At 51.2% G+C, this 14609-nt stretch carries 13 protein-coding genes; 7 read left to right on the forward strand and 6 right to left on the reverse strand.

Annotation, left to right across the window (positions count from 1 at the left end; genetic code table 11):
• The first annotated feature begins 4 nt into the window (after window positions 1–4).
• The 4 genes from pqiA (at window position 5) to rmf (ending at window position 3886) form a co-directional block, all read left to right on the forward strand.
• Window positions 5–1258 carry a membrane integrity-associated transporter subunit PqiA gene (gene pqiA / locus FDW97_RS00300; RefSeq protein ID WP_038639412.1) on the forward strand — a complete coding sequence of 418 codons (1254 nt, stop codon included), beginning with the start codon at window positions 5–7 and terminating at the stop codon, window positions 1256–1258.
• 4 nt (window positions 1259–1262) lie between these two features.
• On the forward strand, window positions 1263–2903 hold the full coding sequence (pqiB, locus tag FDW97_RS00305; protein ID WP_038639416.1) for an intermembrane transport protein PqiB: 1641 nt from the start codon (window positions 1263–1265) through the stop codon (window positions 2901–2903).
• Window positions 2900–3463, forward strand: coding sequence for a membrane integrity-associated transporter subunit PqiC (gene pqiC / locus FDW97_RS00310; RefSeq protein ID WP_085048598.1), 564 nt, complete (start codon window positions 2900–2902; stop codon window positions 3461–3463). The genes pqiB and pqiC overlap by 4 nt, the downstream gene beginning before the upstream one ends.
• A 255-nt stretch (window positions 3464–3718) precedes the next feature.
• The gene (gene rmf, locus FDW97_RS00315) at window positions 3719–3886 is read left to right on the forward strand and encodes a ribosome modulation factor (protein ID WP_071888121.1); all 168 of its coding nucleotides are present in this window, start codon (window positions 3719–3721) and stop codon (window positions 3884–3886) included.
• A gap of 114 nt (window positions 3887–4000) precedes the next feature.
• On the opposite strand, the gene fabA is transcribed toward rmf, so the two are convergent.
• Together fabA and FDW97_RS00325 are read right to left on the reverse strand one after the other, a co-directional pair.
• Window positions 4001–4519, reverse strand: a complete 519-nt coding sequence (gene fabA, locus FDW97_RS00320) for a bifunctional 3-hydroxydecanoyl-ACP dehydratase/trans-2-decenoyl-ACP isomerase (protein ID WP_003035875.1) — start codon at window positions 4517–4519, stop codon at window positions 4001–4003.
• Between the two features lie 68 nt (window positions 4520–4587).
• Window positions 4588–6348: a Lon protease family protein gene (locus FDW97_RS00325; protein WP_085048597.1), complete on the reverse strand. Its 1761-nt coding sequence runs from the start codon at window positions 6346–6348 to the stop codon at window positions 4588–4590.
• Window positions 6349–6533: 185 nt separating this feature from the next.
• Here FDW97_RS00325 and matP point away from each other — a divergent pair, with 185 nt between their 5' ends.
• Window positions 6534–6986, forward strand: coding sequence for a macrodomain Ter protein MatP (matP, locus tag FDW97_RS00330; protein ID WP_042314187.1), 453 nt, complete (start codon window positions 6534–6536; stop codon window positions 6984–6986).
• Between the two features lie 98 nt (window positions 6987–7084).
• Here the strand turns inward: matP and ompA are convergent, their stop codons facing one another.
• Together ompA and sulA are read right to left on the reverse strand one after the other, a co-directional pair.
• Window positions 7085–8131, reverse strand: coding sequence for a porin OmpA (gene ompA / locus FDW97_RS00335; RefSeq protein WP_085048596.1), 1047 nt, complete (start codon window positions 8129–8131; stop codon window positions 7085–7087).
• A 357-nt stretch (window positions 8132–8488) separates the two neighbouring features.
• Window positions 8489–8998 carry an SOS-induced cell division inhibitor SulA gene (sulA, locus tag FDW97_RS00340; protein ID WP_038639432.1) on the reverse strand — a complete coding sequence of 170 codons (510 nt, stop codon included), beginning with the start codon at window positions 8996–8998 and terminating at the stop codon, window positions 8489–8491.
• Between the two features lie 216 nt (window positions 8999–9214).
• On the opposite strand from sulA, the gene FDW97_RS00345 reads away from it, so the two are divergent.
• The gene (locus FDW97_RS00345; RefSeq protein WP_085048595.1) at window positions 9215–9829 is read left to right on the forward strand and encodes a TfoX/Sxy family DNA transformation protein; all 615 of its coding nucleotides are present in this window, start codon (window positions 9215–9217) and stop codon (window positions 9827–9829) included.
• On the opposite strand, the gene yccS is transcribed toward FDW97_RS00345, so the two are convergent.
• Together yccS and FDW97_RS00355 are read right to left on the reverse strand one after the other, a co-directional pair.
• Window positions 9798–11960 (reverse strand): YccS family putative transporter, encoded by a 2163-nt coding sequence (yccS, locus tag FDW97_RS00350; protein WP_085048614.1) that lies wholly within the window; start codon window positions 11958–11960, stop codon window positions 9798–9800. The genes FDW97_RS00345 and yccS overlap by 32 nt on opposite strands.
• A gap of 18 nt (window positions 11961–11978) precedes the next feature.
• Entirely contained in the window at window positions 11979–12425 is a 447-nt protein-coding gene (locus FDW97_RS00355; protein WP_085048594.1) for a YccF domain-containing protein, read from the reverse strand.
• 125 nt (window positions 12426–12550) lie between these two features.
• Between FDW97_RS00355 and helD the strand changes: the two genes are divergently transcribed.
• On the forward strand, window positions 12551–14605 hold the full coding sequence (helD, locus tag FDW97_RS00360; protein ID WP_137350472.1) for a DNA helicase IV: 2055 nt from the start codon (window positions 12551–12553) through the stop codon (window positions 14603–14605).
• Window positions 14606–14609: the final 4 nt, after the last annotated feature.

Below are 14609 nucleotides of genomic sequence, written 5' to 3' on the forward strand. Positions count from 1 at the left end.
ACATATGTGCGAACATCACCATGCCGCGAAGCATATTTTGTGTTCGCAGTGTGACATGCTGGTGGCGTTACCGCGCCTTGAGCATGGTCAGAAAGCGGCATGTCCACGATGTGGCACTACGTTAACGGTTGAGTGGGACGCGCCGAGGCAGCGTCCTACTGCCTATGTTTTAGCAGCGCTGTTCATGCTGCTTTTATCAAACCTCTTCCCTTTTGTGAATATGAACGTCGCAGGGGTAAGCAGTGAAGTGACGTTGCTGGAAATCCCCAGCGTGCTCTTCTCTGAAGATTACGCCAGCCTCGGCACGTTTTTTTTATTATTCGTCCAGTTGGTTCCCGCGTTTTGTTTACTGACTATTCTGCTGCTGGTGAACCGTGCCGAAATGCCTGGCTGGCTAAAGGCCAGGCTTGCGCGCGTCCTGTTCCAGTTGAAAAGCTGGGGGATGGCGGAAATCTTCCTCGCCGGAGTGCTGGTCAGTTTCGTTAAGCTGATGGCTTATGGTGATATCGGCGTGGGCAGCAGTTTCATCCCATGGTGCTTCTTTTGTGTACTACAGCTACGGGCGTTTCAGTGCGTTGACCGCCGTTGGCTGTGGGATGATATTGCGCCAATGCCTGTCATTAACCAGGAATTAAAGCCAGGTGTGCCCGGCATCCGGCAGGGGTTGCGTTCTTGTTCCTGCTGCACCGCGATTCTTCCCGCTGACGAACGGGTGTGCCCGCGCTGCGAGACGAAAGGCTACGTGCGTCGCAAAAACAGTCTGCAATGGACGATGGCGTTATTGTTCACGTCAATCATGCTTTATCTTCCTGCCAACATCCTGCCGATCATGATTACCGATTTGCTCGGATCCAAGTTGCCGTCAACGATTCTTGAAGGCGTGGTTTTGATTTGGAGCGAAGGCTCTTATCCGGTGGCGGCGGTTATCTTTATCGCCAGTATTATGGTGCCGACGTTGAAAATGATTGCCATTGCCTGGCTATGTTGGGATGCCAAGGGGCACGGCAAACGTGACAGTGAACGTATGCACTTGATTTATGAAGTGGTGGAATTTGTCGGTCGCTGGTCAATGATCGACGTTTTTGTGATTGCGGTACTCTCTGCGCTGGTGCGCATGGGAGGGTTAATGAACATTTATCCTGCAATGGGTGCTTTGATGTTTGCTTTAGTCGTCATTATGACAATGTTTTCTGCGATGACATTTGATCCGCGTCTGTCGTGGGACCGTGAACCAGAACCAGATCATGAGGAGTCCTGACAGCATGGAATCTAAAAGTGGGGAAGCCAAAGTGCAGAAGGTGAAAAACTGGTCGCCCGTGTGGATATTCCCGATCGTTACTGCGCTTATTGGCGCATGGGTCCTGTTTTATCATTACAGCCATCAGGGGCCGGAAGTCACGCTGATTACCACCAATGCCGAAGGGATTGAAGGCGGCAAAACGACGATTAAAAGCCGCAGCGTGGATGTCGGCATCGTCGAGAGCGCGACTCTGACGGATGATTTGACCCATGTGGAGATTAAAGCTCGTCTTAACTCCGGAATGGAAAAGCTGCTGCATAAAGACTCTGTTTTTTGGGTGGTGAAGCCGCAGGTTGGTCGTGAAGGTATCAGCGGCCTGGGCACGCTATTGTCCGGGGCATATATTGAACTGCAGCCCGGCAATAAAGGGAATAAGCTGGAAAATTACCAACTACTGGACTCACCGCCGCTGGCACCGCCAGATGCGAAAGGGATCCGCGTGATACTGGACAGTAAAAAAGCCGGGCAGTTAAGCCCCGGCGATCCGGTATTGTTCCGTGGATATCGTGTGGGGTCGGTTGAGACCAGCACCTTCGATGCGCAAAAGCGTACTATCAGCTACCAGCTTTTCATTAATGCGCCTAACGATCGTCTGGTGACCAGCAATGTGCGTTTCTGGAAAGACAGTGGGATCGCCGTGGATCTTACCTCCGCAGGTATGCGTGTGGAAATGGGATCGCTCTCCACGTTGTTTGGCGGTGGCGTAAGTTTTGATGTGCCAGAAGGTTTAGAACAAGGTGAGCCGGTTGGGCAACAGTCCGCGTTTAATCTTTATGACGATCAAAAAAGTATTCAGGATTCCCTGTATACCGATCATATTGACTACCTGATGTTCTTTAAGGATTCGATTCGTGGCCTGCAGCCAGGCGCGCCGCTGGAATTCCGCGGCATTCGTCTGGGGACGGTGAGTAAAGTACCTTTCTTCTCACCGAACATGCGTCAGGTATTTAACAATGATTACCGCATTCCGGTGTTGGTACGCATCGAGCCTGAGCGCCTGAAAGCACAGCTGGGCGAGGACACTGATGTTGGCGCTCATCTGGAGCAATTGCTCAAACGCGGATTACGCGCATCGCTGAAAACCGGGAATCTGGTGACCGGCGCGCTGTATGTCGATCTCGACTTCTACCCGAAAGAACCACCGATTAGCGGTGTACGAGAATTTAATGGTTATCAGATTATCCCGACGGTGAGTGGCGGTTTAGCGCAGATCCAGCAGCGCCTGATGGAAGCGCTGGATAAGATTAATAATCTGCCGTTGAACCCGATGATTGAGCAGGCGACCAATACGTTGTCAGAAAGCCAGCGTACGATGAAGCATCTGCAAACCACGCTGGATAATATGAATAAGATCACATCCAGCCAGTCAATGCAGGATCTTCCGGCGGATATGCAAAATACGTTGCGTGAACTTAATCGTAGCATGCAGGGCTTCCAGCCGGGCTCGGCAGCCTACAACAAGATGGTGGCGGATATGCAGCGTCTTGATCAGGTACTGCGCGAACTGCAACCGGTACTGAAAACGTTGAACGATAAGAGCAATGCGCTGGTATTTGAAGCGAAGGACAAAAAAGATCCAGAGCCGAAGAGGGCGAAACAATGAAAAAGTGGCTAGTGGTGATGATGGCGGTCTGGCTGACGTCATGCAGCTCCAGCGGAGAAAATAAAAGCTATTACCAGCTTCCTATCGCGCAAGGGAGCGTCCAAAGCTCCGCCAACCAGGGTAACCGGCTGCTGTGGGTTGAGCAGATTGCGGTGCCGGACTATCTGGCGGGTAATGGAGTGGTTTACCAGACCAGCGATGTGCAATATGTGATAGCGAATAATAATCTCTGGGCCAGTCCTTTAGATCAGCAATTGCGCAATACGCTGGTGACGAACCTCAGTATGCAATTACCTGGCTGGGTTGTCGCTTCGCAGCCGCTGGGAAGCACGCAGGACACGCTGAACGTCACTGTAACCGGCTTCCACGGTAGGTACGATGGGAAGGTTATCGTGAGCGGAGAATGGTTACTGAATCACCAGGGACAGTTGATCAAGCGTCCGTTCCACATCGAAGCAGTGCAGACCAGGGACGGCTACGATGAGATGGTGAAGGTTCTCGCCAGCGCCTGGAGTCAGGAAGCGACGGCCATAGCTAAAGAGCTGAAACGCATCCCTTAAGCTTAAATAATTGTAAATTATGCCGCCCCTGGTTCACCGCCCGGGGCGGTTTTTTTTATTTTTTAGCCGCGAAGATAACTGTTCTGTCTGATTTTTTTTGTACAAATGATTTCGCGGGTAGCTCACAAATATGACACTGGCGTGAATTTTGCGCATTGACGAGCCTGATGTTTAGGGGTATTCGTTTAGTGTGATTGCACACTTAGTAATCACTGTTTTCTTTTCCACCAGAACTAAAGATGAGGGAAACGAGGCATGAAGAGACAAAAACGAGATCGCCTGGAACGGGCACATCAACGTGGATATCAGGCCGGCATTGCCGGACGCTCAAAAGAAATGTGTCCCTATCAGGCGCTGAATCAGAGATCATACTGGCTGGGAGGCTGGCGAGAAGCCATGGGGGATAGGGTTTTAATGGCCTGATTCTGTCTCTTTAGATAAAAGAAACCTCCGCAGAGCGGAGGTTTCGCCTTTTTGCAGACCGGATAAGGCGCTTACGCTGTCATCCGACAACGACGCAACGCCTGATCTCTGCGATTAGAACGCGGAAGTGTCCTGGAAAAGACCCACTTTCAGATCGTTTGCGGTGTAGATCAGACGACCATCAACCAGCACTTCGCCATCAGCCAGGCCCATGATCAGGCGACGATTAACGATGCGTTTGAAGTGAATGCGGTAAGTGACTTTCTTCGCAGTCGGCAGAACCTGACCGGTGAATTTCACTTCGCCTACGCCCAGCGCGCGGCCTTTACCTTCGCCGCCCAGCCAGCCGAGATAGAATCCAACCAGCTGCCACATGGCATCCAGACCCAGGCAGCCTGGCATTACCGGATCGCCGATGAAGTGGCATCCGAAGAACCACAGGTCCGGGTTAATATCCAGTTCAGCTTCAACATAACCTTTGTCAAAGTTGCCACCGGTTTCGGTCATCTTAATGACACGGTCCATCATCAGCATGCTTGGTGCAGGCAGTTGCGGGCCTTTTGCGCCAAACAGCTCACCGCGACCAGAGGCAAGAAGGTCTTCTTTTGTATAGGATTCGCGTTTATCTACCATGTTCTCTGTAAGCCTTATTTTATTGAAGCACGCAGGATAGCTAACACGTGTACGCTGAACAAGTCCGATCAGTTCGGAATAATCCAGTTCAGCCAACGTAGCGGCCATGGAAAACGGTGACGGCCTTCCTGTTGCGTTGCTGTCGCAATACGTTCCTGGATGGTTTGCATCAGCGTTGTCTGGCCTTCGCCATCCCACACCAGATTTAGTAATAGCGGCAATGCATCGGTTACGTCGTCCACCGCCCAGATAGTGAATTTTTCTTCTTCTATGGCCTGTAGCAGTGCCGGTTGCAGGCTCAGGTGTCTGACATTAGCTGATGGAATGATAACGCCCTGAGTACCTGTCAGCTCACGCTGCTGGCAGATGGCGAAGAAACCTTCAATTTTCTCGTTAAGACCGCCGACAGGTTGCGCCCGACCAAATTGATCGACAGAACCCGTAATGGCGATGCTTTGATTCACAGGGACGTCGGCGAGGGCGCTAATCAATGCGCACAATTCCGCCATGGACGCGCTGTCACCATCAACTTCGCTGTATGATTGTTCAAAGGTCAGCGAGGCCGAGAAGGGAATTTGCTGCTCAAGCTGGAGTTCAGACATCAGGAACGCCTGCATAATCATCATCCCCTTGGCATGAATATTTCCTCCCAGCTCGGCTTTGCGCTCAATATCTGTGAATTCGCCATCGCCAATATGCACCACGCAACTGATACGTGATGGTTCTCCAAACGCGCGAGGATGACCCGGAAACTCAATGACCGACAGGGCGTTGATCTGACCAATTCGCTCGCCTTCCGTTTCAATAAGGATTTGCTCTTGCAGAATCTCATCCTGCATACGTTCGGCCAGGAATCCTTCCCGCCATTCGCGCTGCGCCAGCATCAGGCTGAACTGCTCCGCTGTGCAGGTTTCGCTCGCGCATAGCGGGGCCACTTCTTTGAACTGTCGGATGATCCACAAGGGGTTAAGCGGCAACGTATCCTGTTCGCCGGTATAGCGCACCGCTTCGCGGATTAGAACCTGCCAGGCATCAGGCGCGGGGTAGGGCAAATTGTTGCGCGTGGCGGTATGCGTTACCCACTGGCACCACTGTGTCATGGTTTCGGCATCGACTATCTGCAGGTTGTCTTCAAATTCGCTGTAGATGGCCTGCTCAGCCAGTTCTGGCTCCATGTCCTGAAAATCTGCCAGTGATTCACGCTCCCCGACTAAAATCACTTTCAGTTTAAGCGGCATCGGCGGAACGGAAACAGGCAATGGGCGAGACTCATCAAAAGCTACCCAGTCAAAGCGCTCGTGGCTGACAATGGCTTTCAGGCGCATCCACAACAGCGGTTGGGCCAGCAGAGTGCGTAATGAGATAACCAACACCCCACCATTCGCCTGATGCACCAGACCTGGTTGCAGGGAAATATCGCCATTGAACTGACGCAGACAGCCAAACAGTTGCTCGGCTTCAACCCAGTCAGCGTTGACCACCTGAGTTAACGTCGCAAAATTGTCTTCTGCTTTTTCCGCTGTACGATAGCGGATAGTGCGACCAGAGATATCATAATGACCCCCAGTCAGGCGTCCTGCGTCCGTGTGCAGTGTATGTGCAGCAGTTGCAATAAGGTTAAGGTATTCAAGCTCTTCCGGTGCTTTTACCAGCATGAACGAGGACGTCGTCCAGTGCTGCAGAAGCTGCTCTAGCGCGAATTGTAAACGTGGCTGAGTATCACTAAGTAAGGTATCGGTGTCGTCAGTGACGTGCGGCTGTGCAAATACTTCCTGATAACTGTCGGTATCAGGAACCAGATCACGCCATGCAAGTTTCGTAATGGTCAAAGTTGATGTTTTTTAGTCTGTTGTTAAAAACGAGATTATACCGTAACCCTCATCACTACACACCTGGAAAGCACCGCGAAACGGAAGTGATGACGCGCGGCAGTTCACAGGCTGGATATTCTTTTCTTCAGTTGCTCAAAAAGCTGATATTCTGATAAGAGTTACACGGTAACATTGAGATCGCAATGAAATATCAACAACTTGAAAATCTTGAAAGCGGCTGGAAGTGGAAGTACCTGGTGAAGAAGCATCGTGAGGGGGAATTAATAACCCGTTACGTAGAGGCCAGCGCTGCCAAAGAAGCCGTTGATTTATTGCTAACCCTCGAAAATGAACCGGTTCGGGTCAATACCTGGATTGAAGAACACATGAACCCTGCGCTACTCAATCGTATGAAACAGACCATACGGGCGAGGCGCAAGCGGCATTTTAATGCTGAGCATCAGCATACACGAAAGAAATCTATCGATCTGGAATTCATGGTTTGGCAACGCTTAGCAGGCCTTGCGCAGCGGCGCGGTAAAACGCTTTCTGAAACCATTGTGCAACTGATTGAAGATGCGGAGCATAAAGAGAAGTACGCAAATAAAATGTCGACATTAAAACAGGATTTACAGGCACTGCTGGGAAAAGAGTAGTGGCAGGGTGGTTTAATGGGTGACGTAGTAGTGTGCTTTGATTAAAACACAGATGAAAAAAAACCCCGCGATGCGGGGTTTTTTTATAAGACGATAACTTAAGCCTGAGGCTGAGTTACAACGTCTTTGATACCTTTAACTTCGATCTCAACACGACGATCCGGAGCCAGGCAGTCGATCAGTGCAGCGCGAGCTTTCACGTTGTCACAGGTGTTGCCAGTAACCGGGTTAGATTCGCCCATGCCACGTGCAGAGATTTTGTCAGAAGGAATACCTTTAGAGATCAGGTAATCAACAACGGACTGAGCACGTTTCTCGGACAGACCCTGGTTGTAAGCGTCAGAACCGATGCGGTCAGTGAAGCCCAGAACCACTACGGAACCGTCTTTCGGATCCAGGTTGCTCAGCTGGCTGTACATCTGGTCCAGAGCCTGCTGGCCTTCTGGTTTCAGAGTTGCTTTGTTGAAGTTGAACAGAACGTCAGACTTCAGAGTGAAGTGCTTGGTCTGTACTTCTGGAGCCGGAGCTGGAGCAACAACTACTGGAGCTGCTTCTTCCTGCTGGCCGAAACGGTAAGAAACACCAACGCTTAACAGACCGTTATCCGGACGACCGCCAACGGTGTTCGCGTCACCGATGTTGTTGGTCCACTGGTATTCCAGACGGGTAGCGATTTCAGGAGTAATTGCATACTCTACGCCACCAGCGAATACTGGGGATACACCAGTGTCGTGGTCTTTGAAGCCAGTGTTGTTTTGAGCGTCTGCACGCCAAACCATACCACCCAGACGGGTATAAACGTCCAGATCGTCAGTGATTGGATAACCCAGTTTAGCGGTCAGCTGAACGCCCTGAGCTTTGAAAGCGCCATTCTGCTCGCTGCCTTTGTACGGCATGCGGCCTAACCAGTCATAACCCATTTCGAAACCAACGTACGGGTTAACCTGGTAACCACCGAACGCACCGGCACCCAGTTGGCTTTCGTGAGTCGGTCCGTTGTTGTTGATCTGGTTGTTGCCAACATCATGGAACTGAGACCAGCCCAGTTTAGCACCAGTGTACCAGGTGTTATCTTTCGGAGCGGCCTGCGCCACGGTAGCGAAACCAGCCAGTGCCACTGCAATTGCGATAGCTGTCTTTTTCATTTTTTGCGCCTCGTTATCATCCAAAATTCGCCATGAATATCTCCGAAGAGAGATAACACGGTTAAATCCTTCACCCGGGGACCAGTTCAATAGTTACTCTACCGATATCTGCGGCTTACGCCGAGCACCCCTGGCGATGTAAAGTCTACAACGTAGTTGAAAACTTACAAGTGTGAAGTCCGTCAGGCATATGAAAAAAAAAGGCTTGTATACATAATATTTAACATTTATTGATGTCTAAATGCACTGGAGATTTCCTGAAAACCGCTTGAGACAGGCGTTCGCACGAAAAACGCGTTAAAGCTCAAAGGCAAATTGAAGCATGAAAAAAAATTCCAGGATAAATCCTAATTTTACTCAATGATACAAATTCGAGTGAATTTTTAGCCCGGAATGCTGTCTCCCCGCAAGTGACTGTGCGCGAACAGGACGCATGATAAATCCCATAGCATTTCCTTCTTCAGCCGCTTTAACCAGTTCAGCGTGTTCGTCTTCCGTTAACTCTTCTCCCAGCCAGCCGATAACGACGCTGTAATTACCTGTGCGCAGCGCACGGATCATCGATTCCAGCGTATTGCAGGGGGAGAGTTGGCGAATCTGCATCACTTTTGTTAATGGAAGCCCGGCTGACTGTACCCACTCCCGGCTTAATTTTTGCTGAGGCGTCAGCCACAGCTGCCAGCGTGATTGCTGCCCTAACTGCTGCAGCAGGGGAAGCAGCAGTAGTTGCGTCATCATGGGCTGGTCCTCGCGATAGACCACTTCACTGATAAGCCCAGCGGTTGCGTTCTCTGATGAAACGCGCGCAATGTTGCTTGATGTGGAAGAGAACGACGAAGAACGATTTGCATAGCCTGAAGTGTACATAATCAATCCAGCCCTGTGAGTTACTGTATGGATATACAGTAACCCTGCTATCAACAAAGATCAACCTTATTTTCGGAAACAGGTTCGCAATTTTTAGTCGTAGTTACGGGAAAAATAAAATTCATCTTGCCCCGTGCGAATAAGTTGCCTATTTTCGTCATTAACGGATCTGTTATTGAAAATCATTTGCTTACGTTATGATTTAAAAGGATTTTTATGAAAGAACTTTCTTATGCAAAGATCTATAAATCACAAGAATATCTGGCGTCTCTGGGAACAATTCACTATCGCTCATTATTTGGCAGCTACAGTTTGACGGTTGGGGATACGGTCTTTGCTATGGTCGCCAGCGGTGAGTTATATCTTCGGGCCTGCGAACAGAGCGTACAGTACTGTGCAAAAAATTCGCCTGTCTGGCTGACATTTATAAAGCGCGGGCGTCCGGTGGTACTCAACTACTATCAGGTAAATGATGCGCTGTGGCAAAACCATCAGCAATTGGTGTCGTTATCGCGGTACTCATTGGATGCTGCTGTTAAGGAAAAACAGAGTCGCTTTGCTCAACATCGTCTGCGGGAACTACCAAATATGACGTTTCATCTGGAGACCCTGCTAAATGAAGCAGGAATTAAAGATGAGGGAACATTGCGAACGTTGGGCGCCCAAATGTGCTGGCTGAAACTGCGGCAAAATAATCCAGCCCTGACGGTAAAAATACTTTATGCCCTTGAAGGCGCGGTCGGTGGCGTGCATGAAGCAGCGCTCCCGGCGGTCCGTCGCCAGGAGCTGGTGGAGTGGGTCAGTTCACTGACGCCGAAGCCAGGGTATTAGAAGGCAGCACGGCAATTTGCTGTTGTAATCGCCGGATTTCCGGTAGCAGGGCGATCAATAGCCCAACCTGCTGTATAACAAGCGGTTCTTTACTATCCGGACGTGGCTCAAGATGCTGAATTCGATGCTTCAGCCCCTCCAGCGCCTGGTAGACGCGCTGTTCGTCTGCGGGTTGATAGTGAAGCGCGTCATCAACGTAGCAGACGGCATCATCCAGTAATGCCAGAACTTCCGGGTTGGTTAACTGTTCGCGGTGTGCGCCAAGGGCAGAAATGTAACTGGTAAACGTATGATTGAGGCACAGCAAGCGAAATGCTGTTTCTCGCGTTTGGGCCGTGACATCCGGTTCACTCGGCATGTTCGACACCACGGAGGCAAGCTCTGCATCACGATTGTGCGCGTCACGACGGGCGATACGGTATGCCATACGATTATCACGACCCTGATGATATTGTTCGAGAATAGCATCGAGGTAACGACAGTTTGCGTCAGTGGCCCGCTCAATGACACGCGGCAGGTTACGAAAACGCCAGTCAGGCCAGATGAAACTCACGGCAGCCCATGCGATGGCACACCCTATCAGCGTATCGATAACGCGCGGCAGCGCAACTTCGAAACCTTCACCGAGCAGATTAAAGCACAGCAGTACCAGCAGCGTGATAAACATCGTGGCGTGCGCATACTGGACGTTGCGAAAGGCAAAAAACAGTACGCCAGTGATCACCAAAAGTATCAACTGACCTTCCAGAGAGGGAACGAACCACAGGATAGGTAAACCAATGGCGATTCCTACCAATGTACCGATAATCCTTAGCGCCAGGCGATGTCGGGTAGCGTTGTAGTTTGGCTGACAGACAAACAGACTGGTCAGCAGGATCCAGTATCCGTGGTTCATCCCGGTAATCTGGATAATGGCATAGCCGACACAAAGCACCAGCGACATGCGTACTGCATGGCGAAACAGGGCTGACTCAGGCGTAAAATTACGGCTCAGACGTAACCAGATATCGCTGAACCCATGCGGACTGTCATCGGCAAGCTGATTTTCAGACTCATTACGCGAGAGTACCTGAGCCTGTTCTGACTCGATGGTGGCCAGTTGGGCGTCGATAGCTCGCAGGTTTGAGAGTAAAAATCCCAGCGTGTTGAGCAGGTCAGCAGGCGCACCGTTCGCACGCATACGCTCCAGGGCGGCATCTATATGCGTGAAGACGCGCTCAAAGTGCGGATCGTGCTGGTAAGGCGTGCGTAATAAAATACAGCGGGACAACTGGGTGCAGGCTTGCCCCTGCATCGACATCAAGCGCTGGAAGCGAAACATCACGTCGCTGTGACGGAAATGGTCGCGTAGCGTTTGATACTGAATATGGGAGGAGCTGGCGCGTTCGTGAATATCCTGCGCTACAAAATAGTAATGTAGCGTGCGACGCGTTCCGCGCTGACCGCGGTCGCCGCGCAGGCGAGTCAGTAACGATACCTTTGTCTGGTTTAGCGTCGCCATCAATTGCCCATTAGCGAGGGCCAAATCATACAACGGCGCCTGGCTTTCATCTTCAATGTCGGGATCAAAAAGGCGTGATTTCAGTTCCAGGTAGTGCGCTAACTGTTCGTAGCTACGCGCCAGATTGTCCTGGAGTGGGCGGATGGGGAACAGAAGATGCCCGGTCAGCGTCAGAAGGTTGTACCAGATAGCGCCAGCGAGCAACAGGATCGGCTGCTGATACCACTGATCGTAAAGCGACGTTCCCAGCATGGTATAAATGGCAATCAACAACGCACCAAAGGCGATGGTTGCATAGCGCTGGCCCAAGCCCCCCAGCAGAATGAAGCCGCTGGTGGAAAGCGTTAACCCAATGGCAAACAGCCATGGCCATGGGAAGAGCAGTTCTACGGAGGCTGAGGCAATAAAAAAGCAGATCAACGTAATGATCAAATTGCGCAGTCGGCCAGCGAGGCGATCGTCCAGATCGGTCAGCGCGGCAGCGACCATACCCAGCGTGAGCGGGATGGTCAGCTTAACATCGCCCAGCCACCAGGGTAGCGCTGTTGTGCCACAAAGCGCGATAAAAATTCTTACGTAGTACAGCCAGGTGCTGTTCCAGGTATAGCGTTTAAGCAGCGGACTTAACATAAAGGCCATCAGTCCTGATTATTCAAAGCGACGGCGCGCATTGGCTTCACGCGCAGCGCGGGCAACTTCGACTGAAACCACCCGACGCCCCACCGGCCAGAGCGCAATAGCGGCAATTTTAAAGTTCGCAATGCCCACCGGAATACCAATAATCGAAATGCACTGGGCAATGCCGGAGACAATGTGCATCAGGCACAGCCACCAACCGAAGAAAATCAGCCAGAAAATATTGAGCAATGTGCCACCGGTATTAAGAAGCACATTTTTCCCTACCGGATTAAGTTCATCGACATGAATCGCTTCGTTGCCATAGGGAAATAGCGAGAGTCGGGTTATTTCCCAGCATGACCGGGTCAAGGGTAAAGTAAAAATAAGCACAATACTGACCAGCGTAGCCAATAACCAGGCTAAGGTGGTGGCGAACCCACCTAGCACAAAATTTAAAATATTCAGAACAGTACGCATAAACCCTCGATTAACTCTGGTTTTCTGTGAATTCGGCAATTGTAACGTTTTTTTGGGCTGGAGCACGTTTTCTCTGGCGGTTACACTGATATGCAAACCTCTTCGTGTGGATCCGCTTGAGTCTTATGGAACTGAAAGCAACTTCTCTTGGAAAACGTCTGGCGCAACACCCTTACGATCGGGCCGTTATTCTCAATGCCGGGATTAAAGTTTCCGGCGATCGTCACGAGTATCTTATTCCCTTCAACCAGTTATTGGCTATTCATTGCAAACGCGGCCTGGTGTGGGGAGAGCTGGAGTTTGTGCTTCCGGATGATAAGGTGGTACGGCTTCACGGCACAGAATGGGCGGAAACCCAACGCTTCCATCACCATTTAAATACGCTCTGGCAGCAGTGGAGCCAGGAAATGAGTGAGGTGGCTGCTGGAGTGTTACAGCAACAATTGGATGCGATTGCAGCCCGGACAAGTGAAAATAAATGGCTGACACGTAGCCAAACCTCAGGATTGCAACAGCAGATCCTCCGTGCCTTTGCGGCGTTGCCGCTACCGGTGAAGCGGCTGCAAGAATTTGAAAATTGTCGTGAAGCGTTACGCCAATGCCAGGCATGGTTGCAGGATATTGAGGCCTGTCGTTTACAGCACAATCAGGCCTATACCGATGCGATGCTGGCAGAGCATGCCGAGTTTTTCCAGCACATTGAATCTTCGCCGCTGAACCCTGCCCAGGCGCGCGCGGTGGTGAATGGTGAGCAAGCCTTATTGGTACTTGCCGGGGCGGGAAGCGGCAAAACATCGGTTCTGGTTGCCCGTGCGGGCTGGCTGTTGGCGCGAGGCGAGGCAGCGGCAGAACAAATTCTGTTGCTGGCGTTCGGTCGTAAAGCGGCTCAGGAGATGGATGACCGCATCCGTGAACGTCTGCATACGGATGAGGTCACCGCGCGGACGTTTCATTCACTGGCGCTGCATATCATTTCGCAGGGCAGCAAAAAAGTCCCGACAGTTAGCAAGCTGGAAAATGACGCCGTTGCGCGCAGCAAACTCTTCATTACTACCTGGCGTCAGCAGTGCAGCGAGAAAAAAGCGCAGGCCAAAGGTTGGCGACAATGGTTAGAAGAAGAGATGCAGTGGCCCGTACCCGAAGGTAACTTCTGGGACGACGAAAAGTTACAGCGGCGTTTGGCCTCCCGGCTCGATCGCTGGGTTAGCCTGATGCGTATGCATGGCGGAGCGCAGGCGGAGATGATTGCCAATGCTCCGCAGGAGATCCGCGACCTGTTCAGTAAACGCATAAAGCTCATGGCGCCCCTGCTCAAAGCCTGGAAGAGCGCCCTGAAGGACGAGAATGCCGTCGATTTTTCCGGGTTAATCCATCAGGCCATTGTTATTCTGGAAAAAGGGCGGTTTATCAGTCCCTGGAAGCATATTCTGGTCGATGAATTTCAGGATATTTCTCCTCAGCGTGCCGCCTTGTTGGCCGCGCTACGCAAGCAAAACTCGCAGACTACGCTGTTTGCCGTAGGCGATGACTGGCAGGCCATTTACCGGTTTAGCGGGGCGCAACTTTCGCTGACCACGGCATTCCAGCAAAACTTTGGCGAGGGCGATCGCTGTAATCTGGATACGACTTACCGTTTCAATAGCCGTATTGGTGAAGTCGCAAATCAGTTTATTCAGCAGAATCCCCATCAGCTTACGAAACCGCTCAACAGCCTGATGACAGGGGATAAAAAAGCCGTCACCTTGCTTGATGAAAACCAGTTGGATCTGTTGCTGGATAAACTGTCGGGTTTTGTGAAAACAGAAGAGAGAATTCTGGTCCTGGCGCGATACCATCATCTGAAACCGGCCAGTCTGGAGAAAGCGGCTACCCGCTGGCCTAAGCTACAGCTGGATTTTATGACTATCCATGCCAGTAAAGGACAGCAAGCGGACTACGTTATTGTCGCCGGTCTTCATGAGGGTAATGATGGCTTTCCTGCGCCAGCCCGCGAGTCGATTATGGAAGAGGCGCTGCTCCCGGCGGTTGAAGATTTTCCGGATGCCGAAGAGCGAAGGTTGCTGTATGTGGCACTAACGCGCGCACGTCACCGGGTGTGGTTGCTGTTCAATAAAGAAACACCATCGTGTTTTGTTGATGAGCTTAAGCGACTGGATGTCCCGGTGACGAGGAAACCCTGAAACG

Origin of the sequence: Citrobacter sp. wls708 (genome assembly GCF_005281255.1) — a bacterium.
In the GTDB taxonomy this organism is placed as follows: Bacteria; Pseudomonadota; Gammaproteobacteria; order Enterobacterales; family Enterobacteriaceae; genus Citrobacter; species Citrobacter werkmanii.